The sequence below is a fragment of the Corynebacterium lujinxingii genome (assembly GCF_014490555.1).
Lineage (GTDB): Bacteria > Actinomycetota > Actinomycetes > Mycobacteriales > Mycobacteriaceae > Corynebacterium > Corynebacterium lujinxingii.
On the sequence record NZ_CP061032.1, the window covers coordinates 226,789 to 253,596 of the forward strand.

Here is a 26,808-nt window from a genome sequence, read left to right on the forward strand (position 1 = left end):
TACAGCAGTTGCACGTTCTGAAAGGAAACCGCCATGAACCCGATTGAGACCATCCAGCTGCAGATCAACGAGGCACTGGGCTACCTCATCCACACCGGCTCGTCGATGTCGTCGACAATCGCCTACGGCCTGGGCATGTTCTAACCAGGACAGCAAAAAAGGGGCGCACCCGGCGCCCCTTTTTCATATCCGCGTTACAGGCCCAGTGCGGACTTGAACACGGTGTCGTAGGACTTCTTCAGGTCGTCGCGCCACACCGGCCACGCGTGGGTGCCCACGTTGCGCAGCTCAGCGTGCTCGACTTCCGCGCCGTTTGCGCGCAGCTTGACTAGCAGGTCGTGGGTGCAGGAGTTCATAGCGGCCTCGATCGCGCCGCCTTCAAGGATGAGCGTCGCTGCATTTGCGGAGCCCTTGATAAACGCGTCGGACGAGTTCAGGCCGGCGTCCTCGAAGCGCTTCGCTAGCGTGCCCGGCATATCCGTCTCAGCCGCCAGGCCGGTGCCGGTGGAGACGTAGAGCTTCGTGCCCGTGCCGGCCAGCTTCGGCGCGTTGACCAGCGCGTCGTAGTGGCGGTTGTAGTCGGACCCCATCGGACCGAAGATGTGCTCCGGCGTCATCTTGCCCGGCGCGCCGCGGTCGACGGTGAGCTGGACGAAGAAGTTCGGGATCGGCGTGGACGTCGCCGCGCAACCGGAGAAGGATCCGACGGCGTCGTAGAAGCCCGGGTTGTGCTCGGCGAGCAGCAGCACCGACGTCGCCGCCATCGACAGGCCGGCGATGCCGCGACGCTCGCGGTCGGCGTTCATGTACGGCTCGATGGCGTTCGGCAGTTCGTCGGCAAGGAACGTCGACCACATCTGCTTGCCCTTGTAGAAGAGGTGGCCTTCCTCCACTGGCGGCTCAGCTGCCCAGTCGACGTAGTAGGAAAACGCGCCCTCCATCGGGATGACCACGTTTGCGCCGGAATGGCCGTACGTTTCGTAGAGCTCCTTGTACGACTGCGAGACCCAGTCGGTGTCCTGCTCGGAGCCGCCTGCGCCGTTGAGCAGGTAGACCGTCGGCGCGTTGTCCACGCGCTTGCCCTGTGCGTCCTGCGCGAAGAAGACGGCGACCGGGATGTCGCGGCCCATCGACTCGGAGTGCACGCGAACCGCAGCGTTCGGCCACTGTGACTGTGCGCGCTGGAGGATGCCCACCCAGCGCTGGTTCTTGCCGCCCATGGCCCTCGGCGCGTCGCCCAGTTCGAGGACCGTGTTGCCGGTGGCGCCGGAGGTGTTGTCGGCGTCGTCGACGGTCAGGTCCGCGTTCTCGGGGATCGGCTTGCTGGCCCCTTCGGGGGCGGGTTCAGTCGTCGCAACGCTTGTCGACGACTCCAGCACCGAAGTCGTCGTCTCCCCCGAAGTGGTGGTTTCGCTAAGGGAGGGCTCGGTCGAGGTCTCGGTCGGCGCGGTGGTTTCGGTCGTCGCCTCCGGCAGCGACGACTGCACCGTGGACTGCGCCGCGCTCAGCACGGCGGGAGCGTCCTCGCCTGAGGCGGAGACGTGGTGGACGACGGGAATCGAGCCTGCCGCGACAAGGGCCGCGGCAGCGACGGCGATCGCCGGACGGGTGAGTTTCACTGGACTGAACTCGCTTTCCTGAAAACTATGGGAGAACCTCCGCCACATTTTGCCAGACGGCCACGTACACTATGCATTGTGAGTAAAGAACATTTTGACGTTGTTGTCCTCGGCGCGGGCCCCGGTGGCTACGTTGCCGCTATCCGTGCAGCTCAGCTTGGTAAGAAAGTGGCTGTCATCGAGAAGCAGTACTGGGGCGGTGTGTGCCTGAACGTGGGCTGCATCCCGTCGAAGTCTCTGATTAAGAACGCAGAGGTCGCGGAGATCTTCAACCACGACGCGAAGACCTTCGGCATCAAGGGTGACGTGGAGTTCGATTACACGGACGCCCAAAAGCGCTCCCGCAAGGTCTCCGAGAAGATCGTCGGTGGCGTGCACTACTTGATGAAGAAGAACAAGATCAAGGAGATCAACGGCCTGGGCTCGTTCAAGGACGCCAAGACCATCGAGATCACCGAGGGCGACGACAAGGGCATGACCGTCACCTTCGACGACTGCATCATCGCCACCGGCGCGGTCGTGCGCACCCTGCCGGGCATCGAACTTTCCGAGAACGTCGTCTCCTACGAAGAGCAGATCCTCAACCCGGAGGCACCGGAGAAGATGGTCATCGTCGGCGCTGGCGCCATCGGCATGGAGTTCGCGTACGTGCTGTCCAACTACGGCGTCGACGTCACGGTCATCGAGTACATGGACCGCGTCCTGCCGAACGAGGACAAGGACGTTTCAAAGGAGATCGCCAAGGCTTACAAGAAGCTCGGCGTGAAGCTGCTGACCGGCCACGCCACCACCGAGGTGCGCGACAACGGCGACTCCGTCGAGGTGGACGTGAAGAAGAACGGCTCCGACGACGTTGAGACCCTCACCGCGGACCGTGTGATGATCTCCGTGGGCTTCGCTCCGCGCACCGAGGGCTACGGCCTGGAGAACACCGGCGTCGAGCTGACCGACCGCGGCGCCATTGCTATCGACGAGCGCATGCGCACCAACGTCGACGGCATCTACGCCATCGGCGACGTCACCGCGAAGCTCCAGCTCGCTCACGTCGCTGAGGCCCAGGGCATCATCGCCGCCGAGACCATCGCGGACGCGGAGACCCTCGAGATCGAGGACTACATGATGACCCCGCGCGCCACCTTCTGTAACCCGCAGGTAGCCTCCATGGGCTACACCGAGGAGCAGGCGAAGGAGAAGTGGCCGGACAAGGACATCAAGGTTGCCACCTTCCCGTTCTCCGCGAACGGCAAGGCAGTGGGCTTGGCGGAGACCGCTGGCTTTGGCAAGCTCGTCGCCGATGCGGAGTTCGGCGAAATCTTGGGCTGCCACCTCGTCGGCGCGAACGTCTCCGAGCTCATACCGGAGGTTGTGCTTGCACAGCGCTTCGATCTGACCGCAGGTGAGATCGCACGCTCCATCCACATTCACCCGACCCTGTCGGAGGTGCTCAAGGAGATCTCCCACGGCGTCGAGGGCCACATGATCAACCTCTAATTGATCGACGCAAATAGGGGCGCGACCGGTTCGGTCGCGCCCTTTTTCATGTTGGGTGCGGATCGTCTAGCAACCACTAGACGATCCGCACCATATTGAACATGGGTTGCGTTATCACCTGGGAAAACGCCGGCGAGGTGCGTTGATCGTCTGGTTGTGCTGCCGAGGTAGCTAGACGATCGGCAAAAATCAGAACGCGGCGCCCCGTCAGGCGGGGCGCCGCGTGGAGTCGTCGTTAAGCGACTAGTGCTTCTGGGTCGGGTTGTCGGTGCCCGCGACAGCTGCGGCGAGGGAGTCGAGGGACTTGGCCAGGAACTCGTCGTCGAACTTCTCGGTCATGGACAGCAGGTTCTCCTCCAGCTCGTCGCGCTGGTAGGTCAGCTTCACGGTGGTGTTATCGGCGTCGATCGGCTCGAGCTCGTAGAGCCACTTCGCGCCGACCTTGACCTCCGCGGTGGTGTTTTCCAGGTTCTTCCAGCCGATGATGCGGTCCGGCTGGAGGGCGAAGACCTCGTTGACGGTCTGGTAGTCGCCGTCCTCCTTGGTCATGTTCATGGTGAAGGTGTCGCCAACCTCCTTCAGACGCTCGCCCTGGTCGGCGGAGACGACCATGCCGGAGTCGTCGGTCTCGGCATGGCGCTGCGGGTTGGAAAGGATGTCGAAGATCGCGGCCGCGGGGGCGTCGATCTGGCGGGTAGCGGAGTTTTCGGTGTTCTTATCAATAGCCATGGGTGCCAGCGTACAGACTTCGGCCGGAGCCGGCAGTTAGGTGAAACTAACCAACCAAAGATTGACACTTAAAGGGGTAAAAACTGTTGGATATTCGCCATATTCAACTTCGAGTGGGAAAGGTCACACATGCCGAGCGTGCTGGGGAGAGGGGTCAAGCCGCGGTTGAAACTTGGCAAAACACGTACGGGCCTGCAATTTGAGTGTGTGGAAGCGTCCAACGTCTCATAGAGTATTAGCGACACTGGAGGTGCCATGACTGTACAAAACGCAGACCGTGAAGCCATTCGTCACGGAAAAATTACTGAGAAGCCGCTGCGCGAGCGGCCGTCCTTCCCGACATGGGCCATCAAGCTGACCATGGCCATCACCGGCCTCATCTTCGGTCTCTTCGTGCTCGGCCACATGGTGGGCAACCTGAAGATCTTTATGCCGCTGGCTGCCGACGGCTCCGCGCCGATCGACGACTACGGCGAGTTCCTCCGCACGATCGGCGAGCCGCTGTTCCCGCGCGAGGGCTTCCTGTGGATCGTCCGCATCGTGCTGCTCGTCTGCCTCGTGCTCCACGTGTGGGGCGCGTTCGCGCTGCGCGCACGCTCGAACACGTCCCGTGGCCGCTTCAAGCGCACGAACCTGATGGGCGGCTGGCAGTCCACCGCCACCCGCGCGATGCTGGTCACCGGCATCATTCTGCTGCTGTTCATCGTGTTCCACATCCTGGACCTCACCCTCGGCGAGGCTGTCGCCTCCGACGAGTTTGTCCACGGTGCGGTGCGCAACAACCTGTTGGCCACCTTCGGCCCGGGTCGCTGGTGGGTCACGCTGATCTACGTCGTCGCTAACCTGGCGCTGCTGCTGCACCTGACCCACGGCATCTACCTCGCCGTGTCCGACCTTGGTTGGTTGGGCAAGCGCGGCGAGGGCCTGATGGTCGTGCTCGCGTACATCCTCCCGTTCATCGTCGTCGCCGGAAACGTCATCATGCCGATCGCGCTGGCGGCCGGCTGGGTCCCGGACTTCGCCCGGTAATGGCTAAATAGGAGAAACATTATGACTACCTCTATTTCCTCGAATAAGGGCTCTCACGGCGAGCAGGCGTCCACCGAGACCACTGCCAACGGCAGCGCCCAGCCGCAGGCGTTCCGCCAGCCGGAGTCCGCCGTCGCTGGCGTGACCCCGGGTGAGATCCTCGACTCTGCTGAGCCGAACCGCGACGAAGTGCGAATGAAGGACATGTGGCAGCACCACAAGGACCACATGAACCTGGTCTCGCCGCTGAACCGCCGCAAGTTCACCGTTCTCGTCGTCGGCACCGGCCTATCCGGCGGTGCCGCAGCCGCGGCTCTTGGCGAGCTGGGCTACAACGTCAAGTCCTTCACCTACCACGACGCACCGCGTCGTGCGCACTCCATTGCAGCCCAGGGCGGCGTGAACTCCGCCCGTGGCAAGAAGGTGGATAACGACGGCGCCTACCGCCACACCAAGGACACCGTGAAGGGTGGCGACTACCGCTGCCGCGAGTCCGACTGCTGGCGCCTGGCCATTGAGTCGGTCCGCGTGATCGACCACATGAACGCGATCGGCGCTCCGTTCGCCCGCGAGTACGGCGGTACCCTGGCCACCCGCTCCTTCGGCGGTGTGCAGGTCTCCCGCACCTACTACACCCGCGGCCAAACAGGTCAGCAGCTGCAGCTGTCCACCGCGTCGGCGCTGCAGCGCCAGATCCACCTGGGCAACGTGGAGATTTTCACCCACCACGACCTGATGGATCTGATCATCACCGAAAAGGACGGCAAGAAGCACTGCGAGGGTATTGTGACCCGTAACCTCATCAACGGTGAGATCACGCCGTTTACCGGCCACGCTGTCATCCTCGCTACCGGCGGGTACGGCAACGTGTACCACAAGACGACGCTGGCGAAGAACTCCAACTCGTCCGCCATGATGCGCGCGTACGAGCGTGGCGCCTACCTCGCGTCCCCGTGCTTCGTGCAGTTCCACCCGACCGGCCTTCCGGTCAACGCGAAGTGGCAGGCGAAGACGACGCTGATGTCCGAGTCGCTGCGTAACGACGGCCGCATCTGGACCCCGAAGGAAAAGGGCGACGACCGCGACCCGAACACCATCCCGGAAGAGGAGCGCGACTACTTCCTGGAGCGCCGCTACCCGGCCTTCGGCAACCTGGTGCCGCGCGACGTCGCATCGCGTGCGATCTCCCAGCAGCTCAACGCCGGCTACGGCGTGGGCCCGCTGCACAATTCGGCGTACCTGGACTTCAAAGAGGCGATTGAGCGTCTCGGTGAGGACACGATCCGCGAGCGCTACTCCAACCTGTTCGAGATGTACGAGGACTCCACCGGTGAGAACCCGTACGAGGTGCCGATGCGTATCGCACCGACCGTCCACTTCACCATGGGCGGCCTGTGGACCGACTTCAACGAAATGACCTCGATCGACGGCCTGTTCGCCGCCGGCGAGTGCTCCTGGACCTACCACGGCGCGAACCGCCTGGGCGCGAACTCGCTGCTGTCCGCGTCCGTCGACGGCTGGTTCACCCTGCCGTTCACGGTGCCGAATTACCTCGCCGACCACCTCGGCGAGGAGAAGCTGGCGGAGGATTCCCGCGAGGCGCAGGACGTCGTCGCGGCGGTCACCGACCGTATCGAGCGCATCATGTCGATCAATGGCCCGGATCCGCACGGTCCGGAGTACTTCCACGAGAAGCTGGGCGACATCCTCTACGAGCACTGCGGTGTGTCCCGCACCGTCGAGGGCCTGGAGGAGGGCATCAAGAAGATCCGCGCCCTGCGCGAGGACTTCTGGACCAACATCAACATCCCGGGTTCCCCGAACGACATGAACCAGACGCTCGAGGCTGCGCTCCGCCTCGTCGACTACATCAACCTGGGCGAGCTCATGTGCGTCGACGCGCTCGACCGCGACGAGTCCTGCGGTGCGCACTACCGTATGGATCACCTCACCGACGACGGCGAGGCAGAGCGTGACGACGACAACTGGTGCTTCGTCTCCGCGTGGGAGCCGGCTGGCGACGGCCAGTTCATCCGCCACGCTGAACCCCTGTACTTCGATTCGATCCCGCTGATGGCAAGGAACTACAAGTAATGAAACTGACACTTGAAATCTGGCGCCAGGCTGGTCCTGACACTGAGGGCAGCTTCGAGACCGTCCAGGTCGACGACGCTGTAGAGCAGATGTCCATCCTGGAGTTGCTCGACCACGTCAACAACAACTACGTCGAAGAGGGCAAAGAGCCGTTCGTCTTCGCATCCGACTGCCGTGAGGGCATCTGCGGCACCTGCGGCGTGACCGTCAACGGCCGCCCGCACGGCGCCGGCGAGAACACCACGGCCTGTCTGCAGCGCCTGTTCAACTACAAGGACGGCGACACCCTGAAGATTGAGCCGTTCCGCTCCGGCGCGTTCCCGGTGATCAAGGACCTCACCGTGGATCGTTCCGCGCTGGACCGCGTGATGCAGCAGGGCGGCTACGTGTCCGTCAACGCTGGTACCGCGCCGGACGCGGACACGCTAGCTGTCAACCACCACGACGCGGAAACCGCTTTGGATTACGCGGCCTGCATCGGCTGTGGCGCATGTGTGGCTGCGTGCCCGAACGGTGCGGCGCACCTGTTCACCGGCGCGAAGCTCAAGCACCTGAAGCTGCTGCCGTTGGGTAAGCAGGAGCGTTCCCGCCGTGCGCGCAACATGGTCGACGAGTTGGAGACCAACTTCGGCCACTGCTCGCTGTACGGCGAGTGCGCGGACGTGTGCCCGGCTGGCATCCCGCTGGATGCGGTCGGCGCGATCAACGCCGAGCGTGCCCGTGCTGCCTTCAAGGGCGGCGACGACTAGGCCTGCCGTATACTCCAAGTCATTGGAGTTCCGGCAGTTCCCGCAGCAAAAGAAGGAAGCAAGATAATGGGTTCCCACGCAGTTGCAGACATCCGCAACGAGTCCTTCCCTGAGTACCAGGCGAGGATTGAAGATACGTATATCGACGGCTACGACCCGGTTTCGCTGGGTGCGCCGCACTCGTCGCTCAACCGCGTCCCGACCTGGGTTGCGATGGGTCTGATCCTGTCCACCCTGTTCGGCATTGGCCTGGCAGTGTGGGGCGCTGGCGCGATGGCGTATGGCTTCGGCTCGCAGACGCACGATCTGGCACAGCGCCTGCTGATCCTCGGTATCGCTGAGGCGGTCATCACCGCTGTGGTCGGCGCGATCCTCATCGTGATCGGCCGCAAAGACTACAAGGCGTACCGTAAGCGCACCGGCCGCGTGAACTAGCGGTCGTCGTCAAGTGCCCTCTCCACCAGCGGAGGGGGCATTTTTCATGCCCGTGTCGGGGCGGCTGCTTTAATCGGGGGTATGACAGATCAGCTCATGCCCACACCGTCCAACGAGGCGGAGCGCCGCCGGGTCTTGCGCAACCACAAGATCGCGGTGACCAGCCTGCTCGGCGTCATGGCCGTGATCTTCTTGGCGTGCTCGTGGGCGCAGTCGCGCGGTGCATCGGCTGCGTGGATCGGCTACGTGCGCGCCGCCGCGGAGGCTGGCATGGTCGGCGGTTTGGCGGACTGGTTCGCCGTTACTGCGCTGTTTAAGTACCCGATGGGGATTCCGATCCCGCACACGGCGATCATCCCGAACAAGAAGGACCAGGTGGCGGACGCGCTCAGCGAGTTCGTCAGCGAGAACTTCCTCAACGCCCGCACGATCACGCAGAAGGTGATGGAGGCCGGCATCCCGGAGCGGGTGGGCAGCTGGATGGCGCAGCCGGCAAACGCGGGGCGCGTCAGCGAGGAAGTGGGCGCGTTCACGGTGCGCATGGTCGAAGGCATCGACACGCGTGAGGCGGAGGCGTTCATCGACACGCAAGTGGTCGACCGGTTCGCGGACCCGATCTGGGCGCCGCCGCTCGGCCGGGCGCTCGAGGGATTGATCGCGGACGGCAAGGTGGAGCCGGTTGTCGACGACATTGTCTCGTGGGCGCGTCGCAAGGTCGACGGAATGGAGGGCACGGTCGTTTCGCTTATCGACGAACGCATGCCCCGCTGGGCACCCCAATTTGCCAAAGACCTGGTCGGCCAGCGTGTCTACGACGAGCTGGTGTCGTTTATGGCGGATGTGGATGCCGACGACGACCATGAGGCCCGCCGCGCGGTGCGCCGCCAGATCAACCAGTTCGCCCAAGACCTGCAGTTCGACGGGGAGATGATCTCGCGGGTGGAGGCGCTCAAGGGCGACATCATGGCGTCGAATGCGGTGCGCTCGGCCTCCGCCGGGATTTGGGAGCAGGTGTCGAGCTCGCTGGTGGAGGCGGCGTCGGATCCAGCGAGCACGCTTCGTCGCAAAGTGGCGGAGGCCTCGGTTGAGTGGGGAGCCAAGCTTCGCGACGATCCGGCGGTGCGCGCCGACGCCGAGCGTCGCCTGGAGAAGGTCACGCACTACGCCGCAGAAAACGGTGCGGACCAGATCGTGGGCATTATCGCGGAGACCATCCAACGCTGGGACGGCGAGGAGGCCGCGGAGAAAATTGAGTTGATGGTGGGCAAGGACCTGCAGTTCATCCGTTTGAACGGCACCGTGGTCGGTGCGCTTGCGGGCCTGGTTATTTACACTGTGACACAACTGCTGTTCTTTTAAATGAAAGGTGCAAACCATGACTGACAACACCGCGAACAACAACAACGAGGTCCGCGACAACCTGCGCGATGCAGGCGAAGCGCTGCTGATGGCCGGCTCGTCCATCGGTGCCGCGCTGGGCAAGGTCGCGGGTGACCTGACGGACCGTTTCAAGTCCACTTCTGATGAGGCACGCGCGAACTTTGATTCCGCGACCACCGAGGGCGAGGTGCGCAGCGCCGCCACCAGCTTCACCGAAGAGGCGGAGAAGCTGCTCAACTCCCTGCGCGAGCGCGACCTGCAGTTCACCGACGACCTGAAGGAGACCGTGACCGCGAAGATCAACGAGGCTCGCGCGAACTTCAACGACCGCCTGGCCAAGACCGATACATCCGGCAACGCTGAGGCGCAGGGTGTGGTCTCCGAGATCCGTGCTCGCTTTGAGGAGCTCGTGGCGCGCATCCAGGACCAGGTCTCCAACTCCACCGCCGACGGCGATATCATCGACGGCGAAATTATCGAGTCGGACAATCAGCCCGGCTCCGGCACCACCGCGAACTAGAAGGTTTGGATATGGATACCGCTTCCGTCGAGCAGCTCGTCACCATCATGCGCATCCCCGCGCTGACGGGGCAGGTGCTGATGCTCGCGGTGGGGCTCGCCGGTATCGCGGCGGCCGTCATGGTCGGCATGACCCGCTCCGACGCGTTCGAGGCTGCCGGCCGCCAGTCGAAGGGCGCGTGGCTCGGCATCCTTGTCATCGCCTCGATCGCCGCCGCGCTCGGCTTGCCATTTATCGCCTGGATCGGGGCAGTGGCGATCGGCATCTACTACTTCGATGTCCGCCCGCAGATCGCGGACATTCTCGACGGCAACGGCGGCTGGTAGGCAGAACCAGCCGCGACACGGGGGTTAGCTGCTGCGGGTTTCGACCTGCTGCGGCTGCTCGGTCATCATCTGCAACTCGTTGAAGTTCACATCGGTGCCGGCGAGCGTGATTTGAATGCCGCCGGGGACGACCTGGAAGTCGTCGACACGCATGGTGCCCACCGTGTTTCCCTCGACGCCCTGGGACAGGGCGTCGCTGACCGCGTTGGCCACTTCGTCCGGCAGGTCGAAGCCGAACAGCGCGGTGTTTTCTGCCTCCAGCGCAAGCTGGCCGTCGCGCATCGTCGGGCGTAGCTCGATGCCCGCGAGTCCGCCGGTGAACTCGATGGTGAAGGTTTCCTTCTCCGGGTTGGCGGTGACGGCACTGACGGTAATCAGGTTGGACAAAAAGCCCTGGTCGCCGATCTGCTCCTCGAGCTGCTGGTTGAGCATCGCGCGCACGTATTCGTTGGGCAGCGTGGTGGTCATGTGTAGCTCTTCGGCCACCGGATCGTTGCCGGCGACGCGCACGTTGTCCATCTCAACAACTGCGGCCGGGTTGCCGGTGAACTGGTTGCCGTCGACGACCAGCGTCGACTGCTGGTCGACCGTCATGTGGGGGAACTTGCCGCCGAGCAGCCCCAGGGTGACCGGCTTCGCGCCGAAGGACACCGATGTGCCCTCGGGGGCTTGCGAGGTGACCTGGTGGGAAATGAACGCGCGGATGCCGCCTTCCGCGATGGCGAACAGGAGCAGTACTCCGGCGATGATGGAGAGTGTGACTTTCCAGGCTTTGCTCATGCGGAACAGTCTAGGAACTTGGAGCGATTGCAGACCACTCGACGGTCACCGTGTTGTCGCTGAGCCGCCGACGCTGGGGTGTCACCGGCCAGTCCGCGGCCAAGTCGGCAAGCGCGTGCCGCCACCGCACGCGAGGCCCGTGGGGTGCCCAGCCGGCGGCGCGCTCCCAGGCGGCGTCGGCGTCGGATAAAAACGCGTGGATGGCCTCGCCGGGGACGTTGCGGTGGATCAGCGCTTTTGGCAGCCGCTCCGCCACATCGGACGGGGTGGGGGTGTGGTGGGGGTCCCAGGACAGGGTGAGGGAGCGGGGGCCGGTGCCGTCGAGAAGCAACCATGCGCAACGACGACCCACCTCGTCGCAGGTGCCTTCGATGAACAACCCGCCGGGGGCGAGGCGCGAGCAGACGGTGTCCCACACGTCGGCAACTTGGTCGACGTCGTACTGGCGCAGCACGTTGAAGGCGCGAACGAGGTGGGGGCGGTAGCCGGCGAGTTCGAAGCCGCCGAGTTCGAAGCGCACCCCGTCGCGCGGCGGCAGGACGCGGGCGGGGTCGATCTCTAGCCCCACGACTTCGATGCCGTGGTGGATTTCGCGCAGCCAACGCGCCCATTCGACGGTGGTGGTGTGCGACGCGCCGTAGCCCACATCGACCGCCAACGGGGAAGGCACGGAGCGCAAAAGACACTGGACCCGCGGGTTGTAGCGGGTCCAGCGGTCTGACCTGCGCAGCCGGTTGAACCCGGTGGTGCCGCGGGTGATCACCCCGTAGGGTTTTCCCGCGCCCGGGGTGGCGCGCAGGTTGTGGTAGTGGGGAATTAGAGGTTCTCGCTAATCCACTGGTCGGTGAGCTTCGCCTCGTTTTCGACGATCTCCTCGAGCGCTTCGGCCACCTTCGGCTCGAGTGCGGCGCCCATGAACGGGATGTCGACCTTGGCTTCGAGCTCGTAGTCGAGCTTCGTGGCCTCACCGTCGCGGGTGGCGGTGTACTCGGCACCGAGCGACACCGGGGTGCCCTTCACGTCGCCGGTCATGGTGTGCTTGGCGCTGTCGCCGTCGAGATCGCCGACGGTGACCACGCGCTTCAACTTCAGGTCCTGGGACACCATCGCCTGCGCGGCCGGCGGGAGGATGGAGGTCGGCAGGATCTCGAACAGGGTCGCGGTGTTGTCCGCGAACTCGTGGAGCTCGCCCGGCTCGGGGGAGAGCTTCTCCGCGATGTACTCCCAGTACTCGCGGGTGGCGTACGCCTGCGCGACCTTTTCGATCGGCTGGTTGATGGTCACGGTGATCTCACTACGTGCAGTCATGGGGGACAGACTACCGTTGTTGGCGTGTCAACCCCATCATTCGCCTCCCTGACCACGCTGCGCGTCGGCGGCACCCCGGCCGACATTGTCGAGTGCACCACGGCTGAAGCGCTCGCGGCAACCGTCGCGCGTCTCGACGCCGCCGGCACCCCACTGATCATCGTCGGCGGCGGCTCCAACCTGCTCGTCGCGGAAGGTGCGCTGGATCTTACGGCCGTGCTGGTGCGTAACACGGGCATTTCGCTTGTCGACGACATCACGTTGCGCATCCAAGCCGGCACCGTCTGGGACAACGTGGTCGCCTTCGCGGTGGAGCACGGCCTCGGCGGTATCGAGGCGCTGTCCGGCATCCCGGGATCGGCGGGTGCGACCCCGGTGCAAAATGTCGGCGCATACGGCTCGGAGATCGCGGACGTGCTGACCCGCGTGCGGCTGTACAACCGCGAGACGGAGACGGACGAGTGGGTGCCGGCGTCGTCGCTGGATTTGGCGTATCGGTACTCGAATTTGAAGTTCACCTCGCGAGCCGTGGTGCTAGAAATCGAGCTGGAGCTGGAGAAGACAGAGCAGTCGATCCCGCTGCGGCACTTAGGCGGCGAGCGTGTCTCGCTGGCCGAGGCGCGCGAATCGGTACTTGAGACGCGCCGGGCGAAGGGCATGGTGCTAGATTCCGCCGACCACGACACCTGGTCGGCCGGGTCGTTTTTCACTAACCCCGTGGTGCCGGCCGCACTCGCCGACGACATTGAGGCGATAGTCGGCGAGGACCGCATGCCGCGCTTTGCCGCCGGTGACGGTCAGGTGAAACTGTCGGCTGCGTGGCTTATCGAGCGCGCCGGATGCCACCGCGGCTTCCCCGGCGAGGATGCGCCGGCTCGCCTATCGACGAAGCACACCCTCGCCCTGACCAACCGCGGCGCGGCAACGGCGGACGACATCGCCGCGTTGGCCCGGCGGGTGCAAGGGGTCGTCGAGAAGCAATTCGGCGTTGAGCTGCACCCCGAGCCGGTCTGGGTGGGACTCTAAGACTCCGCGAGTTTTTCCAGCAGGTCGTCGCGCACCTCGCGGCGGCGGATCTTGCCCATCTGGTCCTTCGACAGTTCGTCGAAGTGGTAGAAGGTGCGGGGCACCTTGTAGCGGGTGAGGTTCTCGCGCGCGAACTCTTTGAGACCGTCCGGGTCGAGGGCTGCGCCGTCGTTGAGCACGACGCAGGCGACGACGTCCTCGGAGCCGTCGGAACGCGGGCGGCCCACCACGGCGACATCCGCGACGTCCTTGTGGGTGCGGATGACCTCCTCGACCTCCGCCGGGTAGACGTTGAACCCGCCGGTGATGATGAGCTCCTTGATGCGGGAGACGAGCTTGATAAAGCCGTCCTCCTCCATGACACCCATGTCGCCGGTGCGGAACCAGCCGTCGTGGAAGACCTTCTCGGTGGCCTCCGGGTTGTTGAAGTAGCCGCTGAACACCTGCGGCCCTTTGACTAGGATCTCGCCGGTCTCGCCGAACGGCATGTCCTCGTCCGGGTTGTCGGGGTTGACGATGCGGATCTGCGTGTCCGGGAACGGGATGCCGATGTAGCCGGGGCGGCGGTCGGCTGATTCCGGGTTACCCACGATGATCGGGGAGGTCTCGGTCAGGCCGTACCCCTCGACGAGGTGGCCGCCGGTGGACTGCTCCCATTCCTCGATGATTTCCTTCGGCAGCGACGAGGCGCCGGAGAAGCCGATCTGCACCTTCGACAGGTCGACGTTTTTCTTCTTCGCGGCCTTGAGCATGCGCTCGAATACGGTGGGCACGCCCGGCACGAACGTCGGCGGGGTCTTCTTCACCGCCTGCATGATCAAATCCATCTTCGGTGCCGGCAGCAACACGAGTTCGGAGCCGATGAGCACCGTCAGCGTCAGTGAGAACGTCAGGCCGTAGGCGTGGAAGAACGGCAGGGTGGCCAGCATGCGTTGGTTGCCCTGCTGCAGTTCCTTCACCCAGGCCTGGCCCTGCAGCGGGTTGGCGATGAGGTTCGAGTGCGACAGCGCCGCGCCCTTCGGGGTGCCCGTTGTGCCGGAGGTGTAGAGGATCACCGCAGTGCTTTCCGGAGTGATGTCCTCTGGGGCTTCCAGGTCGCTGCCGAAGCCGCCGATGGCGGAACTCGTCAGCACCTCCCACGGCACGGTGTGCTTGCTCGGTCCGGTCAGCGCGGCGCGGGTCTCGAGGATCTTCGGAAGCGGAATGCGCAGCGCAAGTTGCTGGACGCGCGGCATCGCCTTGGTCATGTTCACGCTGACCACGGTCTCCAGCGGGGTGTCGGCGCGCAGTTTTTCCAAGGTGTCGGCGGTTTTATCCCACACGATGGCCACGCGCGCGCCGTGGTCGATGAACTGCGGGCGCAGCTCGTGGGCGGTGTAGAGCGGGTTGTGCTCCACGGCGATTGCGCCGATTTTTTGCACCGCGAAGAACGCGGCGACGTGCTGGGGGCAGTTCGGCAGCATGATGGCCACGCGGTCACCGGGGCGCACACCGAAGGCTTTCAGGCCGGCGGCGGCGCGGCGCACCTCGCGGTCGAGCTCGGAAAACGTCTGGGTGCGGCCGAAAAACCGGGTAGCCACGTTGTTGCCGTTGGCGGCGAGGTTGTCGTCGTAAAGCTCGCCGAGCGTCTTCCCGCCGTACTCCAGTGAGTGGGCGGTCCATTCGGGGTAGTAGCGCAGCCAGGGCTTTTCTTCGTTGACGTTGGCGGTGGAAGTCATGCGCACCACCCTACGCCCAAACCTACGGTTGCGTAAGGAGCTCGAGCAGGGTGTCGCGGACCTCGCGGCGGCGGATTGCGAACCGTAGGTTGTGTTGCACTGCACGGGCCCGCGAGTTGCTTTACACTGGCCGCCGAACATCAATCGGGGGATTTTTGGGGGATTTCATGACCACGTTCCACGACGCCGCCATGCCGGAGCTCGAACTGACTCCGCCTGCCGTGCTCGACCAGACCAACCTGGTGGACCCGGTGAAGTCGCCGCCGAAGCAGGGTTGGCGCAAATTCGTCCACACCGCCACCCGCGGCCGGATCAATCCGGGCGGCTCCCGCAAAGAACTCGAGGAGCAGCAGCTTATCGACGCCATCCGCGCACCACTTCGCGGCGACTACCGCATCGCGGTGATGAGCTTGAAAGGTGGGGTGGGTAAGACGACGACCACGGTCGCGCTCGGCGGCGTGTTCGCGCAAACCCGCGGCGACCGTGTGATCGCCATCGACGCCAACCCGGACTTAGGGACGTTGGCTCAGCGCGCCGCGACCGCGCCGCCGGCGACCATTAGGGACCTGCTGCACGCTCCTGAAACACACCGCTACCCGCAGGTGCGCGCCTTTACCAACCAGGCCGCCTCGCGTCTCGAGGTCATCGGGTCCGAGCGCGACCCGGCCGTGTCGGAGGCGTTCTCGGAGGCGGACTACCGCCGTGCAATCGACATCCTGCAGCACCACTACAACGTCATCCTCACCGACTGCGGCACTGGCCTGATGCACTCCGCGATGGCGGGTGTGCTCGACCTGGCCAACGCGCTCGTGCTGGTCACCTCTCCAGCTCTTGACGGCGCGCAATCGGCATCCGCCACCCTGGACTGGCTCAACCTGCACGGCTACGACCAACTGGCGGCAAACGCCGTCGTGGTGGTGTCCGCGTCCGCGCCGGGTAAACCGACGATCGATATGGAGAAAGTCGCCGAGCACTTCGCGTCACGCACCCGAGCCGTGCACACCATTCCGTACGACCGCCACCTGGCAGAAGGTGCGGTCGTCGACTTGGAACGCATGGCTCCCGCGACGTTGAAGGCCTATCAGTATCTCGCGGCCACGGTGGCGCAGGACTTCGGTGCCTGGCACCGCCACGCCGCGCATTAATCACGGTCAAAATCCTCTGTAGACCTCACCACGAGGGGCGATGCGGAGGACCTCGATGATGACAACGTCTTGGTCTACCGAGTAGATGATCCGGAATCCACCGACGCGGATACGAAAGTCGTTATGCCCGGTCAGCCGGACGCAGCCGGTCGGAAACGGGTTTCGAGCGAGGCTCTGCAGTGCGCCTACGATTCGTTCGAAATTCGCTCGGTCACCGCGTCTTATTTTCTTAAGGTCGCGACCGGCCTGGTTGGTCAGCTCGATTCGGTATTGCATTGACCCCTCCGCAAAAAAGTGTACAGTATGTACAAACTGTACACATTGAAGTTTAGGGAAGGTGGCATTGTGGGCAACTCAGGTGAGGCGATAGCACTGGCCGATCTGCGGGGCCGACTCGGGGAGACGGTCGACCGCGCAAACTACGCGGGCGAAAGGGTGCTCATCACGCGGAATGGAAAGTCCGCTGCAGCGATTGTCCCAGTGGAAGATCTGCTGCTGTTGGAGGAGATCGAACAGGTCGCTGACCGCGAGTTGCTCCGTCGTGCGCGTGTGCAGGATGACGGAACGCGCACACGGTTGAAGGAGCTGTTGAAGCGCTTCGCGGAGGAGGACGCACGGGAAGAAGCAGGCGCCCTGACCGCGGAGTAGCCGCGCGGTAGTCTGGCGCGTATGCGCGTCGCCATGATTTCCATGCACACCTCCCCGCTCGAGCAGCCGGGGACCGGTGATGCGGGCGGCATGAACGTTTACGTCCACAACATCGCCACCCAGTTGGCGCGGCAGGGCACGACGGTGGACGTGTTCACCCGCGCCACCCGTCCGAGTCAGGGTGAGATCGTGGAGGTGGAGCCGGGCTACCGGGTGGTCAACGTCGTCGCTGGCCCGTATGAGGGGCTGGAAAAAGAGGATCTGCCCACCCAGCTCGCCGCCTTTGCCGGTGGGGTGGTGCAGTTCACGCGCGCGAACGACGAGCATTACGACCTGATCCACTCCCACTACTGGCTCTCTGGCCAGGTGGGGTGGTTGCTCGCGGATCTCGCCGGTGTGCCGCTCGTGCACACCGGGCATACGTGGGCGGCGGTGAAAAACGCCTACGGGGTCGGCAGTTCGGAGTCGGAGGCGCGGCGTATCTGCGAGCAGCAACTCGTGGATAACGCGGAGTCGCTCGTGGTCAACACCGAGGATGAAACCGCGGAGCTGGCTCGGTTTTACGACGTCAACCCCGGGAAGATCTCCGTCGTCAGCCCGGGCGCGGACACGGAACTGTTCACCCCGGGTACGAACCGCAACACCGAGCTCGCGCGGCGCCACCTGGGCATCCCACTGCACGCGAAGGTGGTGGCGTTCGTCGGTCGCCTGCAGGATTTCAAGGGCCCACACGTGCTGCTGCGCGCGATGGGCGAGGTTGTGCGCCGCGGCCGTGTCGACGGCCCGCTGCGCGTAATCATCTGTGGCGGGGCGAGCGGAGCCGGCTCGTCGGTGGAGCGCTACCGCGAGATTGCCGACGAGGAGGGGTTGCGCCGGATCACGCGCTTTTTGGGCCCGCGCCCGCCGGAGGAGCTGGTCAGCATCTACCAGGCTGCGGACATCGTCGCGGTGCCGAGTTACAACGAAAGCTTCGGGCTCGTCGCCGTGGAAGCGCAGGCCACCGGCACCCCGGTCGTCGCGGCGAAGGTGGGCGGGCTGCCGCTGGCTGTCGTCGACGGCGAAACGGGTCTGCTTGTCGACGGTCACGTGCCAGAGAGTTGGGCGGACGCGCTCGAGCAGCTGCTTATCGACGACCCCACGCGTATCCAGATGGGCGAAACCGCAGTCGAACACGCGGGACGGTTCAGTTGGGCCGCGTCGGCCGAGCAGTTAGCCGAGGTCTACGCCGCCACACTCGACGGCTACGTGCCCTGCGGCGCGGCACGGAACGCCGGCGGCAACTAGCGGCCGAGCGCCTCGTTGAGGTTTTCGGCGATCACGCCGCTGCCCCAGAACGTGAGCTCTTCAGTGTGGTGGTCCACGGCCTGCTCGACCTCGGTGCGGTTGAACTGGCCGCGCACGGCCTTGTCAGCGAGGTGGCGCGCATCGCGCTGGGCCGCGCCAACGGCCTTGCGGAATTCCGCGCGCGGCTCGAGTGGCTCGTAACCGGGGTTGAGGCGGCGGATCTCGTCATCGACACGCTGCTCCTCCACACCGGACGGGGTGAACTCGGCGCGCGGGGCGGAGGATTCGGTGACCTTGAATACCTCGTTGACCTGGCCGTCCGGTACGCCGTAGGCGTCTTCGATGATGCGGTCGGCCGGCTGCGCTTTGCCCACCGGTCCCACGGCCATCGAGGAGATGCCGATAACGGCGCCGTCGCGTGGGTCGAAGTTCACGCCGCCGGAATCGCCTGGCTTATATCCGAGGTTCCACGAGTACACCGCGTTGCGGCTGCGCCCGATCTGGGTGGCGCACGTGCGCCCGGTGGTGGCACCGTCCTTGCAAATCGGCTGGCCGAAGTTGTCCACCGACACCTCGCCCGGGCGCAGCGTGCGGAAGTCGCGGATGCCGGTGAGTTTCACCGGGTTGCCGCGGGTGTGCCCGGCGGCGTCGTGGGAGTGGGACAGGTTGGTGTCGGTGACGGTGTCGTCGATACGCACAATGCCCCAGTCCGCAGTGCGCGCGGCGGCGAGCGGGTTGAAAATCAGCATGGCTTCCAGCGGTACATGGTTCGACGCCTCACGCGTGCCAATGCGCGTGTAGCCGTCGCCGACGGGGACCGAAAATTCGCCGGTGATCTCCGGAAAGCCGGGCAGCGTGTTCACGCAATGTGAGGCGGTGAGCATGACCCGTGTGCCGCGCACGGTGCCGGCGGGGCCTTGCGAGCAGTCCATGGCGTTGGCGGTCGGCGGGATCTTGATGTGCTCGCCGGTGGGCAGTTCCCGTGTGGTCGGCGGGTCGGCAGGAAAGGTGCGAAACGGCGCGCCGGGGGCGACGAGCGCGGGCGAGGCCGCCTGGGTAGGGGCGGCTGCAAGGCCGAGCAGTAGCGCGCCGGCGGCGAAAAATGCAGGTGTTCGCATACTTCGAGTCTAACCCCGCCAGCACGCTCAGACCGGGGGTGGCGGCGTGGGTTATTTCACGAAGGCGTCGATTGCGGAGCGGATTTCTCCGGCGTGCCCGCGTGCCGCCGCATTCGCGCGCCCCGCCAGGTCTTGCGCCGCCGCAACCGGATTGTCCGCCTTCGGCAACTGCCCCGCCTCGCCGGCGAGCCGGGCCGCGTCGGCCTGCGCCGCACCGACCGCGTCGTTCAGCCGGTGGTACTTGCTCGGCGCCGGTGCCGGGCGGTCTGCCGCCGCCGGGTTTTCCTGCGCGATCTCGTCGCGCAGCGTGGCAAACTCCGCGCGCTGCGCCTTCGGGGCGGGGGTGAAGGCCTGGTTCACCTGGCCGTCCGGGATGTCGTAGGCCTGTTCGAGCGCGCGGTCGACCTGCTGCGAGTTGCCGATCGGACCGAAGCCGATGACGCTGAGCCCCACCGCCTCGCCGGTGCGCGGGTCGTAGTTGATGCCGCCCGAATCGCCCGAGGCGAAATCCAACCCGACGTGCCACACGAAGTTCTGGGTACGCGCCACCTGCGTGCCGCACGACCGGCCCGTGCGCATGCCGTCCTTGCAGATCGGCTGACCGAAGTTGTCGAAGGCGATCAACTGGTTGCCCAGCGACGGGTAGTCCTTCACGCCGGTGATCGCCACCGCCGGCGAGGCGGCGCCGCCCCACTGGCTGCGGGACGTCGACCAGGTGGACGCCTCCACGCCCTGGTCGAGGCGGATCATGGCCCAATCGGGCTCGTCGATGATGCGGTAAAAGTCCATTAACTCACCGTTACCCAGCGGAAACTCGGTACGCTGGGTGTCGATCTCGCCCACGCGTGGGTAGGTGACCTTGCCGTTGCGGTGCACCGGCGCGTAGACCACCGGCAGCACTGTCTCGCCCTTCACCTCGAAGCAGTGCGCCGCGGTGATCATGACCTGCTTTGTCTTCCCGTCCGGGGTGCGCACCGTGCCCGCGGGACCCTGGGTGCAGCGGCCGGTGTGAGTAAATGACGTGGTGTCGTCGAAAAGCGTGGCAATGGGCGCGCCGGGTGCGGCGAGCGCGGGGGCAGCGGCGGCGGATGGGGCAGGGGTGAGCGCGACGGCCATCGCGGCCGCGGCGACGAAGCGAAAAACCTTAAGCATGCCCACGACACTAAACCCCATCCGTGGCATGCTGGACAGTATGGGTAACGGAAAGTTGATTCTCGTACGTCACGGCCAAAGTGAGTGGAACAAATCCAACCAGTTCACCGGCTGGGTGGATGTGGACCTCACCGAGCAAGGCGAGCGTGAAGCCGTCAATGCCGGCAAGCTCATCGCCGAGAAGGATGTGCTGCCGGACATCGTGTTCACCTCGCTGCTGCGCCGCGCGATCCGCACCGCCAACATCGCGCTCAACGCCGCGGACCGCCACTGGATCCCGGTCGTCCGCAACTGGCGCCTCAACGAGCGCCACTACGGCAAGCTGCAGGGCCTGAACAAGGCGGAGATCCGCGAGCAGTACGGCGAAGACCAGTTCATGGAATGGCGCCGCTCCTACGACACTCCGCCGCCGGCCATTGACACCGACAACGAGTACGCGCAGACGAACGACCCGCGCTACGCCTTCCTGCCGGAGGTGCCCCGCACCGAGTGCCTGCAGGATGTCGTGCGCCGCTTCCAGCCGTACTACGAAGACGCGATCCTGCCGCAGGTGCTGCAGGGCAAAAACGTCATGATTGCAGCCCACGGCAACTCGCTTCGCGCGCTGGTGAAGTACCTCGACGGCATCTCCGACGAGGACATCGCAGGGCTGAACATCCCGACAGGCATGCCGCTGGTCTACGAGATCGGCGAACGCGGCCGTGTGCTCAACCCGGGCGGAACCTACCTCGACCCGGAGGCTGCCGCAGCCGGTGCTGCCGCAGTGGCGAACCAGGGCCAGAAGTAGCCACTTTACTGTGTCGCCGGTCCTCGCGTTTTTCCTCGGCGCCGCGCTGACGGTGCCCGCCGTGCTGCTCGGCCAGCGTGCCCTTCGCTGGCGTGCCCGCAACCGTGCGGTCGACGGCGGCGAGGACTCCGGTGTGAACACGATCAGCCAGGTGCTGCACCTGGTCACGCAGGGCTCGCCGACCGGCATCGTGGTGGTGGGCCGCTCCGGCAAGGTGCTCATGTCCAACGCGCGGGCCCATGACATGTCACTCGTGCACGACGGCACCGTCAACCCGCGCGTGTTCGAGGTGGCGGAACAGGTGCTCGACGACACCGAGCAGCGCGTGATCGACCTGGTGTTGCCGCAGCGCACCACCGGAAACCGCATCCGCAACGTGCGCGCGGTCATCGCCCCGCTGACGCTGACGGACAATTCCTACGCCATCATCTACGGCTCCGACGAGTCCGAGAATGTGCGCATGGAATCGGCGCGGCGCGACTTCGTGGCCAACGTCTCCCACGAGCTCAAAACCCCGGTGGGCGGCATTTCGCTGCTCGCCGAGGCGTTGCTGCAAGACCCCACCGACCCGGAAATGGTGGTCTACTTCGGCGAGAAGCTGCACAAAGAGTCGCACCGGATGGGCGAGATGATCACGGACCTAATCGCGCTGTCGAAGCTCCAGGGCGCCGAGGCGTTACCCGATATGGCGCCGGTGCGTGTCGACGACATCATCGACGAGGCGATCACCCGCAACCACGTCACCGCCGAAAACCGGGACATCGAGATCAACCGGGGCGAGCCGAGCGGCCTGCGCGTGATGGGGGATAGGGCCATGCTCACCGTGGCGGTGGCCAACCTGATCTCCAACGCGATTAACTACTCGCCCAACGGCAAACCGGTGAGCGTGTCGCAGAAAACCGTGCGCGACAAGGCGGTGCTCATCCGTGTCACCGACCGCGGTATCGGCATCGCACCGGAGGATCAGAAGCGCGTCTTCGAGCGGTTCTACCGCGTGGACAAGGCGCGCTCGCGCTCCACCGGCGGCACCGGGCTCGGATTGGCCATTGTGAAGCATGTGGTGGCGAACCATGGCGGTACGATCAAGTTGTGGTCGCGTCCCGGGACGGGCTCGACCTTCACCATCGAATTGCCGATCTTTGATCCGGAAACCGCCCGCGCCGCTGACGGCAGAAAGGAAATTGAGGAGCAGTGACGACCATTCTCATCGTCGAGGACGAGGAGTCTTTATCGGACCCGTTGGCCTTTCTCCTGCGTAAGGAGGGCTTCGAGGCCAAGGTCGCGCCCGACGGCCAGACTGCTCTGCAGATGTTCGATACCGAGAATATCGACCTTGTTCTGCTCGACCTCATGCTGCCGGGCATGAGCGGCACCGAGGTGTGCAAGAAGCTGCGCGCCGAGTCGTCTGTGCCGATCATCATGGTCACCGCACGCGACAGCGAGATTGACAAGGTTGTGGGCTTAGAGCTCGGCGCGGACGATTACGTGACCAAGCCGTATTCCACCCGCGAGCTCGTCGCCCGCATCCGCGCGGTGCTGCGCCGCGGCCCGGAAACCGAGGTCGTGGAGGAGGCGGACGACCAACTGCTCCAGGGCGGGCGCGTGACTATGGATGTCGAGCGCCACACCGTGCTTGTCGACGGCCAGCCGGTGCCCATGCCGCTTAAAGAGTTCGACCTGCTCGAGTACCTCATGCGCAACGTCGGGCGCGTGCTCACCCGCGGCCAGTTGATCGACCGCATTTGGGGCGCCGATTACGTCGGTGACACCAAAACCCTCGACGTGCACGTCAAGCGCCTGCGCACCAAGATCGAGGAGCAGCCGTCCCGGCCCACCCAGCTGGTCACCGTGCGCGGGCTGGGCTACAAGTTCGAGGCCTGATCCGCCGCCGGGTGGGTGGCTTTCGCTTCGCGCGGCAGTTCCGCCCGTGTCTCGCAGTGCTTAGCGACGACACCGTATGCCGTCTCGCCAATCAACGCGGTTAACTCGTCTTTCATCGACTTCCAGATCGGCTCCAGCGTGCCGCCGTTGGGCGTGTGGCACTCCGGCGCACCGGTGCACCACCAATCGAAGTCTTCGCCCCCGCCGCCCCACTGGCGGCGGTCGTACTCGCCGATGGTGGTGCGCAAAATCTCCTGGCCGTCGCTGCGCTCCTGCCATTCGTCCTCGCGGGAAAACGGCACCTGCCAGCACACTTCCGGCTTCGAACCGACGATGTTGCGGCCCTCTGCCATCGCCCACTGATGCAGCGCACACCCCGGGCCGGTCGGGTGGCCGGGGCGGTTGGCGAAAATGCATGCGCCGTCGACGACTTTCGTCTTGATGTGGGGGCCGGCGTCCTCGTCGTCAGTCTCCGGCTCCAAGGCCTCGTCGACCTCCTCGTCCCACTCCAGCCACGGCTCGAGCCACGTCGGGTCGGCCGCTTTGAAGAAGGCGTCGGTCTCCGCGGGGCGCAGCTGCCAGTATTTCGGGGGCATTTGCGCCACCGCGTTGTAGACGGTGTCGCGATCCTCATCGTCGGCAATGTAGGCGCCGTGGATGCAGCAGCCGACCGCCTGGTTGGATTCGTCGATACCTAAGCACTGAGAGGTGCCGAACCGGCACGACCAGGTCGACTCCACCCAGGTCAGGTCGATGGAAAAGATGCGCTCTGGGTCATCCGGGTCGACGAATTCGAACCATTCGCGGGGGAAATCTGGGGCTACTTCACGCCCGGAAATGATGGAGCGTCCCGCCGGGGAATCCGTGGGAAAGCCGAGAAAAACCTGTTTCGGGGCTGGTTGATTCACACTTGGACACCGTAGACCCGTTACCCTGTGGTAGTGCGATTAGGTGTATTAGACGTCGGCAGCAACACCGTCCACCTTGTGGCGGTCGATGCGTACGGTGGTGCCCGCCCCACCCCGATGAGCGACTGGAAGCAACCGCTCCGGCTCGTCGAGCTGGTGGACAAGAAGGGCAACATCGAGCCGAAGGGCATCGACAAACTTGTCGACGCCGTACAGGAGGCCTCCGATCTGGCAAGCAACCTCAAATGCGAGGAAATGCTCGCCTTCGCCACCTCCGCGGTGCGTTCCGCGACCAATGCTAACGACGTACTCAAGCAGGTAAAGAAGAAAACCGGGGTGGATCTGCGCATCCTGCCCGGCGAAGAAGAAGCGCGCCTGACGTTTTTGGCGGCGCGCCGCTGGCACGGCTGGTCCGCCGGCCGCATCACCAACTTCGACATCGGCGGCGGCTCACTAGAGATCTCCTCCGGCACCGAGGAAATGCCGGACCTCGCCGTCTCGCTCGACTTGGGTGCGGGCCGGTTGACCCACGAGTGGTTCGACACCGACCCGCCGGAGCGCAAGAAGATCAACATGCTGCGCGACTACATCGACGCTGAACTCGCCGGCCCGGCCGAGGAGTTCAAGGCGCTCGGCGAGCACGGCCTGGCGGTGGGCACGTCGAAGACGTTCCGCTCCCTGGCCCGGTTGACCGGTGCCGCGCCGTCGTCGGCCGGCCCGTTTGTCAAGCGCACGCTCACCGCGCCGGGCCTGCGCCAGCTCATCGCGTTCATCTCGCGTATGACGGCAGCCGACCGCGCGGAGCTCGAGGGCATCAACTCGGACCGCTCCCACCAGATCGTCGCCGGCGCGCTGGTCGCTGAAGCAGCGATGCGCGCGTTGAATGTTGATAAGTTGGAGATCTGCCCGTGGGCTTTGCGCGAAGGCGTAATTCTGAAACGAATCGACCAGGGCGACCTGAACGCCGATGAAGGAGACGACGACTAAATGGCCGACAAGCAGCTCACGGTTGCCGAGCTTCTCGCCCGTGCGGAGAAGGAAAACCCCTCCGCTGCGCGCCGCCCGCGGCGCCGCCGCAGCCTCGAAGACGGCGGTGTGTCCGTTGCGGAACTGACCGACTCCTTCAAGAAGGTCGAGGTCAAGCCGACCGAGGTGAAGCACTCCAGCGTGCCCATCGACGCGCCCGCCGAAGAACCGGTAAAAAAGCCCGCCCCGAAGCAGGAGGCTCCGAAGCAGGAGGCCGCGTCGGTCAAGGTTGTCCCGACCAAGCCCGCCGACGAGCCGGTGGAGCCGAAGGCCGAGCGTACCGAGGCCATCACGAAGACCGATGCGCCCCGCCCGGTTGACGACGACACGAACGTCATCCCGGTCGTGCGCGAGGACGCAGCGCCTGCAGCGCCCAAGCCGGTACAGACGTCGGCCCCGGTACAGAAGCCAGCGCCTGAGCAGAAGCCGGCGGCTGAGCAGAAACCGGCGGCTGAAGCGGATACGACTGTGCTGGTGGATGAGCCGGTGCGCGAGGATGTCGTCGATAAGCGCGAGGCGGATCTGGACACCTTCGACGAGGATGGGCGCGACATCGAGGTCGAGGAGGCCTCCGTCAACCCGATCCTCATGGTGCTGCTCGTGGGGCTGGGGGTTGCGCTCGGTATGCTCGGCTTCCTCGCGTTCAAGTGGCTGTGGGCGAACGTGATGACGGTCATCGCCGCGCTGCTCGCGGTGGTTGCGGTCGTTGGTGTCGTGCTGGGCGTGCGTGCGATGCGCACTGGCCGCGACGGGTTGAACATGGTGCTCGCGGGCCTCGCCGCGGCCGTGATGGCGTTCGGACCGGCGCTGATTTAAATGCGTCGCGTAGCGGTCATCGGCGCCGGCAACATCGGCGAAGCACTCCTGTCCGGCCTTGTGAAGTCGGGGTTCGACCCGGAAAAGATCATCGCCACCAACCGCTCGCCGGAGCGCAGCGCGGAGCTGCGTGAGCGCTACGGCGTGCGCACCACCAGTGACAACCACGAGGCCGTGCAGAACTGCGACGTGGTGTTTCTATGCGTGAAGCCGGCTGGGCTTCTCGACGTGATCGAGGAGGTCAGCGAAGGCTTCGCCGATTCCGACGACACGCCGGTGCTCGTGTCCATGGCCGCGGGCGTGACGCTCGCCGCGATGGATGAGGCCGTCGCCTCCGCGGGTGCCCCGATCGCGCGCGTGATGCCGAATACCCCCATGCTGGTGGGTAAAGGTGTGCTTGCGGTGGCGTACGGGCGTTTCGTTGAGGACGAGCAGCGCGAGGCAGTCGAGGAACTGCTCGCGGCCGCCGGCGAGGTCGTCGTGGTTCAGGAGTCCCAGATGGACGCCGTGACCGCGGTGTCCGGCTCCGGACCGGCGTACTTCTTTTTGGTCACCGAGGCGATGGTGGATGCCGCAGTCTCGCTTGGCCTCCCGCGCGATCTAGCGCAACGCTTGGCGACGACCACCGCAGCCGGCGCCGGCGCCATGCTCGACGACGCGGACAACCCGGTGGATCTGCGCGCGAAGGTCTCCTCGCCCGCAGGTACCACTGCGCGTGCGATCCGCGAGCTGGAGGAGTCCGGTCTGCGGGGTGCGTTCTACCGTGCGATGGAGGCGTGCGCGCGCCGTTCCGCCGAGCTCGGCGAGTAGTCACACTCGTCACACCCGTCGCTGTGAGT

General features: G+C 65.2%; 28 protein-coding genes. 18 read left to right on the forward strand and 10 right to left on the reverse strand.

Annotated elements, in window-relative coordinates:
- Positions 1 to 194: 194 nt before the first annotated feature.
- Positions 195 to 1,619: an alpha/beta hydrolase gene (locus IAU68_RS00995; protein ID WP_231699052.1), complete on the reverse strand. Its 1,425-nt coding sequence runs from the start codon at positions 1,617 to 1,619 to the stop codon at positions 195 to 197.
- Between the two features lie 27 nt (positions 1,620 to 1,646).
- Here IAU68_RS00995 and lpdA point away from each other — a divergent pair, with 27 nt between their 5' ends.
- Complete coding sequence (gene lpdA / locus IAU68_RS01000) at positions 1,647 to 3,110, forward strand: dihydrolipoyl dehydrogenase (RefSeq protein WP_171193227.1); 1,464 nt, start codon at positions 1,647 to 1,649, stop codon at positions 3,108 to 3,110.
- Positions 3,111 to 3,353: 243 nt separating this feature from the next.
- Here the strand turns inward: lpdA and IAU68_RS01005 are convergent, their stop codons facing one another.
- The gene (locus tag IAU68_RS01005; protein WP_171193228.1) at positions 3,354 to 3,839 is read right to left on the reverse strand and encodes an SRPBCC family protein; all 486 of its coding nucleotides are present in this window, start codon (positions 3,837 to 3,839) and stop codon (positions 3,354 to 3,356) included.
- 255 nt (positions 3,840 to 4,094) lie between these two features.
- Between IAU68_RS01005 and IAU68_RS01010 the strand changes: the two genes are divergently transcribed.
- The 7 genes from IAU68_RS01010 (at position 4,095) to IAU68_RS01040 (ending at position 10,372) form a co-directional block, all read left to right on the forward strand.
- Positions 4,095 to 4,868 (forward strand): succinate dehydrogenase cytochrome b subunit, encoded by a 774-nt coding sequence (locus IAU68_RS01010; RefSeq protein ID WP_171193229.1) that lies wholly within the window; start codon positions 4,095 to 4,097, stop codon positions 4,866 to 4,868.
- 21 nt (positions 4,869 to 4,889) lie between these two features.
- Entirely contained in the window at positions 4,890 to 6,962 is a 2,073-nt protein-coding gene (locus IAU68_RS01015; RefSeq protein ID WP_202880128.1) for a fumarate reductase/succinate dehydrogenase flavoprotein subunit, read from the forward strand.
- Complete coding sequence (locus IAU68_RS01020; RefSeq protein ID WP_171193230.1) at positions 6,962 to 7,711, forward strand: succinate dehydrogenase/fumarate reductase iron-sulfur subunit; 750 nt, start codon at positions 6,962 to 6,964, stop codon at positions 7,709 to 7,711. Before IAU68_RS01015 ends, IAU68_RS01020 begins: the two co-directional genes overlap by 1 nt.
- Before the next feature lie 66 nt (positions 7,712 to 7,777).
- Entirely contained in the window at positions 7,778 to 8,146 is a 369-nt protein-coding gene (locus IAU68_RS01025; protein WP_171193231.1) for a hypothetical protein, read from the forward strand.
- Between the two features lie 81 nt (positions 8,147 to 8,227).
- Positions 8,228 to 9,505, forward strand: coding sequence for a DUF445 domain-containing protein (locus tag IAU68_RS01030; protein ID WP_231699053.1), 1,278 nt, complete (start codon positions 8,228 to 8,230; stop codon positions 9,503 to 9,505).
- A gap of 16 nt (positions 9,506 to 9,521) precedes the next feature.
- Positions 9,522 to 10,046, forward strand: coding sequence for a CGLAU_01105 family protein (locus IAU68_RS01035; RefSeq protein ID WP_171193232.1), 525 nt, complete (start codon positions 9,522 to 9,524; stop codon positions 10,044 to 10,046).
- 11 nt (positions 10,047 to 10,057) lie between these two features.
- Entirely contained in the window at positions 10,058 to 10,372 is a 315-nt protein-coding gene (locus IAU68_RS01040) for a DUF2516 family protein (RefSeq protein ID WP_171193233.1), read from the forward strand.
- A gap of 24 nt (positions 10,373 to 10,396) precedes the next feature.
- On the opposite strand, the gene IAU68_RS01045 is transcribed toward IAU68_RS01040, so the two are convergent.
- The 3 genes from IAU68_RS01045 to IAU68_RS01055 are packed head-to-tail and all read right to left on the reverse strand — an operon-like array spanning position 10,397 to position 12,460.
- Positions 10,397 to 11,152 carry an LmeA family phospholipid-binding protein gene (locus IAU68_RS01045; RefSeq protein ID WP_171193234.1) on the reverse strand — a complete coding sequence of 252 codons (756 nt, stop codon included), beginning with the start codon at positions 11,150 to 11,152 and terminating at the stop codon, positions 10,397 to 10,399.
- Between the two features lie 10 nt (positions 11,153 to 11,162).
- The gene (locus IAU68_RS01050; protein WP_171193339.1) at positions 11,163 to 11,969 is read right to left on the reverse strand and encodes a methyltransferase domain-containing protein; all 807 of its coding nucleotides are present in this window, start codon (positions 11,967 to 11,969) and stop codon (positions 11,163 to 11,165) included.
- Entirely contained in the window at positions 11,969 to 12,460 is a 492-nt protein-coding gene (locus tag IAU68_RS01055; protein ID WP_171193235.1) for a DUF2505 domain-containing protein, read from the reverse strand. The genes IAU68_RS01050 and IAU68_RS01055 overlap by 1 nt, the downstream gene beginning before the upstream one ends.
- A 24-nt stretch (positions 12,461 to 12,484) precedes the next feature.
- Between IAU68_RS01055 and IAU68_RS01060 the strand changes: the two genes are divergently transcribed.
- On the forward strand, positions 12,485 to 13,486 hold the full coding sequence (locus IAU68_RS01060; protein WP_171193236.1) for a UDP-N-acetylmuramate dehydrogenase: 1,002 nt from the start codon (positions 12,485 to 12,487) through the stop codon (positions 13,484 to 13,486).
- Here IAU68_RS01060 and IAU68_RS01065 read toward each other — a convergent pair.
- A complete protein-coding gene (locus IAU68_RS01065) occupies positions 13,483 to 15,204 on the reverse strand; it encodes a long-chain-fatty-acid--CoA ligase (RefSeq protein ID WP_171193237.1) in 1,722 nt (573 codons plus the stop codon). The two genes, IAU68_RS01060 and IAU68_RS01065, sit on opposite strands and share 4 nt — an antisense overlap.
- A 167-nt stretch (positions 15,205 to 15,371) precedes the next feature.
- On the opposite strand from IAU68_RS01065, the gene IAU68_RS01070 reads away from it, so the two are divergent.
- The gene (locus IAU68_RS01070) at positions 15,372 to 16,349 is read left to right on the forward strand and encodes a MinD/ParA family ATP-binding protein (protein ID WP_171193238.1); all 978 of its coding nucleotides are present in this window, start codon (positions 15,372 to 15,374) and stop codon (positions 16,347 to 16,349) included.
- A gap of 6 nt (positions 16,350 to 16,355) precedes the next feature.
- Here the strand turns inward: IAU68_RS01070 and IAU68_RS11590 are convergent, their stop codons facing one another.
- Positions 16,356 to 16,625, reverse strand: coding sequence for a type II toxin-antitoxin system RelE family toxin (locus IAU68_RS11590; protein WP_171193239.1), 270 nt, complete (start codon positions 16,623 to 16,625; stop codon positions 16,356 to 16,358).
- A gap of 45 nt (positions 16,626 to 16,670) precedes the next feature.
- On the opposite strand from IAU68_RS11590, the gene IAU68_RS01080 reads away from it, so the two are divergent.
- The gene (locus tag IAU68_RS01080) at positions 16,671 to 16,997 is read left to right on the forward strand and encodes a type II toxin-antitoxin system prevent-host-death family antitoxin (RefSeq protein ID WP_231699054.1); all 327 of its coding nucleotides are present in this window, start codon (positions 16,671 to 16,673) and stop codon (positions 16,995 to 16,997) included.
- 21 nt (positions 16,998 to 17,018) lie between these two features.
- Positions 17,019 to 18,281 (forward strand): D-inositol-3-phosphate glycosyltransferase, encoded by a 1,263-nt coding sequence (gene mshA / locus IAU68_RS01085; protein ID WP_171193241.1) that lies wholly within the window; start codon positions 17,019 to 17,021, stop codon positions 18,279 to 18,281.
- On the opposite strand, the gene IAU68_RS01090 is transcribed toward mshA, so the two are convergent.
- Positions 18,278 to 19,399, reverse strand: coding sequence for a chymotrypsin family serine protease (locus IAU68_RS01090; RefSeq protein WP_171193242.1), 1,122 nt, complete (start codon positions 19,397 to 19,399; stop codon positions 18,278 to 18,280). The genes mshA and IAU68_RS01090 overlap by 4 nt on opposite strands.
- A 51-nt stretch (positions 19,400 to 19,450) precedes the next feature.
- Positions 19,451 to 20,551, reverse strand: a complete 1,101-nt coding sequence (locus IAU68_RS01095; RefSeq protein ID WP_186337547.1) for a chymotrypsin family serine protease — start codon at positions 20,549 to 20,551, stop codon at positions 19,451 to 19,453.
- A gap of 40 nt (positions 20,552 to 20,591) precedes the next feature.
- Here IAU68_RS01095 and IAU68_RS01100 point away from each other — a divergent pair, with 40 nt between their 5' ends.
- Genes IAU68_RS01100 through IAU68_RS01110 form a run of 3 tightly spaced genes read left to right on the forward strand, consistent with a single transcriptional unit; the run spans position 20,592 to position 23,219 of the window.
- Positions 20,592 to 21,338, forward strand: coding sequence for a phosphoglyceromutase (locus tag IAU68_RS01100; RefSeq protein ID WP_171193340.1), 747 nt, complete (start codon positions 20,592 to 20,594; stop codon positions 21,336 to 21,338).
- Between the two features lie 10 nt (positions 21,339 to 21,348).
- Positions 21,349 to 22,533: a sensor histidine kinase gene (locus tag IAU68_RS01105; RefSeq protein ID WP_171193243.1), complete on the forward strand. Its 1,185-nt coding sequence runs from the start codon at positions 21,349 to 21,351 to the stop codon at positions 22,531 to 22,533.
- Positions 22,530 to 23,219 carry a response regulator transcription factor gene (locus IAU68_RS01110; RefSeq protein ID WP_171193244.1) on the forward strand — a complete coding sequence of 230 codons (690 nt, stop codon included), beginning with the start codon at positions 22,530 to 22,532 and terminating at the stop codon, positions 23,217 to 23,219. The genes IAU68_RS01105 and IAU68_RS01110 overlap by 4 nt, the downstream gene beginning before the upstream one ends.
- On the opposite strand, the gene IAU68_RS01115 is transcribed toward IAU68_RS01110, so the two are convergent.
- Positions 23,201 to 24,127 (reverse strand): hypothetical protein, encoded by a 927-nt coding sequence (locus IAU68_RS01115; protein WP_171193245.1) that lies wholly within the window; start codon positions 24,125 to 24,127, stop codon positions 23,201 to 23,203. The two genes, IAU68_RS01110 and IAU68_RS01115, sit on opposite strands and share 19 nt — an antisense overlap.
- Positions 24,128 to 24,160: 33 nt before the next feature.
- Between IAU68_RS01115 and IAU68_RS01120 the strand changes: the two genes are divergently transcribed.
- From IAU68_RS01120 to proC, 3 genes are read left to right on the forward strand one after another with little or no spacing between them, the layout of a single operon-like run.
- Positions 24,161 to 25,114: a Ppx/GppA phosphatase family protein gene (locus IAU68_RS01120; RefSeq protein ID WP_171193246.1), complete on the forward strand. Its 954-nt coding sequence runs from the start codon at positions 24,161 to 24,163 to the stop codon at positions 25,112 to 25,114.
- Positions 25,115 to 25,969 carry a hypothetical protein gene (locus IAU68_RS01125; protein WP_171193247.1) on the forward strand — a complete coding sequence of 285 codons (855 nt, stop codon included), beginning with the start codon at positions 25,115 to 25,117 and terminating at the stop codon, positions 25,967 to 25,969.
- Complete coding sequence (gene proC, locus IAU68_RS01130) at positions 25,970 to 26,779, forward strand: pyrroline-5-carboxylate reductase (protein WP_171193248.1); 810 nt, start codon at positions 25,970 to 25,972, stop codon at positions 26,777 to 26,779.
- Positions 26,780 to 26,808 lie beyond the last annotated feature (29 nt).

What these genes read in the sequence shown, in the direction of transcription:
- IAU68_RS01010 (WP_171193229.1), top strand. Translation starts at nt 4,095, where the DNA reads ATGACTGTACAAAACGCAGACCGTGAAGCCATTCGTCACGGAAAAATT.
- mshA (WP_171193241.1), top strand. Translation starts at nt 17,019, where the DNA reads ATGCGCGTCGCCATGATTTCCATGCACACCTCCCCGCTCGAGCAGCCG.
- IAU68_RS01040 (WP_171193233.1), top strand. Translation starts at nt 10,058, where the DNA reads ATGGATACCGCTTCCGTCGAGCAGCTCGTCACCATCATGCGCATCCCC.
- IAU68_RS01090 (WP_171193242.1), bottom strand. Translation starts at nt 19,399, where the DNA reads ATGCGAACACCTGCATTTTTCGCCGCCGGCGCGCTACTGCTCGGCCTT.
- proC (WP_171193248.1), top strand. Translation starts at nt 25,970, where the DNA reads ATGCGTCGCGTAGCGGTCATCGGCGCCGGCAACATCGGCGAAGCACTC.
- IAU68_RS01100 (WP_171193340.1), top strand. Translation starts at nt 20,592, where the DNA reads ATGGGTAACGGAAAGTTGATTCTCGTACGTCACGGCCAAAGTGAGTGG.
- IAU68_RS01020 (WP_171193230.1), top strand. Translation starts at nt 6,962, where the DNA reads ATGAAACTGACACTTGAAATCTGGCGCCAGGCTGGTCCTGACACTGAG.
- IAU68_RS01095 (WP_186337547.1), bottom strand. Translation starts at nt 20,551, where the DNA reads ATGCTTAAGGTTTTTCGCTTCGTCGCCGCGGCCGCGATGGCCGTCGCG.
- IAU68_RS01005 (WP_171193228.1), bottom strand. Translation starts at nt 3,839, where the DNA reads ATGGCTATTGATAAGAACACCGAAAACTCCGCTACCCGCCAGATCGAC.
- IAU68_RS01055 (WP_171193235.1), bottom strand. Translation starts at nt 12,460, where the DNA reads ATGACTGCACGTAGTGAGATCACCGTGACCATCAACCAGCCGATCGAA.
- IAU68_RS01025 (WP_171193231.1), top strand. Translation starts at nt 7,778, where the DNA reads ATGGGTTCCCACGCAGTTGCAGACATCCGCAACGAGTCCTTCCCTGAG.
- IAU68_RS01125 (WP_171193247.1), top strand. Translation starts at nt 25,115, where the DNA reads ATGGCCGACAAGCAGCTCACGGTTGCCGAGCTTCTCGCCCGTGCGGAG.
- IAU68_RS01070 (WP_171193238.1), top strand. Translation starts at nt 15,372, where the DNA reads ATGACCACGTTCCACGACGCCGCCATGCCGGAGCTCGAACTGACTCCG.
- IAU68_RS01015 (WP_202880128.1), top strand. Translation starts at nt 4,890, where the DNA reads ATGACTACCTCTATTTCCTCGAATAAGGGCTCTCACGGCGAGCAGGCG.
- IAU68_RS01035 (WP_171193232.1), top strand. Translation starts at nt 9,522, where the DNA reads ATGACTGACAACACCGCGAACAACAACAACGAGGTCCGCGACAACCTG.
- IAU68_RS11590 (WP_171193239.1), bottom strand. Translation starts at nt 16,625, where the DNA reads ATGCAATACCGAATCGAGCTGACCAACCAGGCCGGTCGCGACCTTAAG.
- IAU68_RS01030 (WP_231699053.1), top strand. Translation starts at nt 8,228, where the DNA reads ATGACAGATCAGCTCATGCCCACACCGTCCAACGAGGCGGAGCGCCGC.
- lpdA (WP_171193227.1), top strand. Translation starts at nt 1,647, where the DNA reads ATGGGAGAACCTCCGCCACATTTTGCCAGACGGCCACGTACACTATGC.
- IAU68_RS01065 (WP_171193237.1), bottom strand. Translation starts at nt 15,204, where the DNA reads ATGACTTCCACCGCCAACGTCAACGAAGAAAAGCCCTGGCTGCGCTAC.
- IAU68_RS01045 (WP_171193234.1), bottom strand. Translation starts at nt 11,152, where the DNA reads ATGAGCAAAGCCTGGAAAGTCACACTCTCCATCATCGCCGGAGTACTG.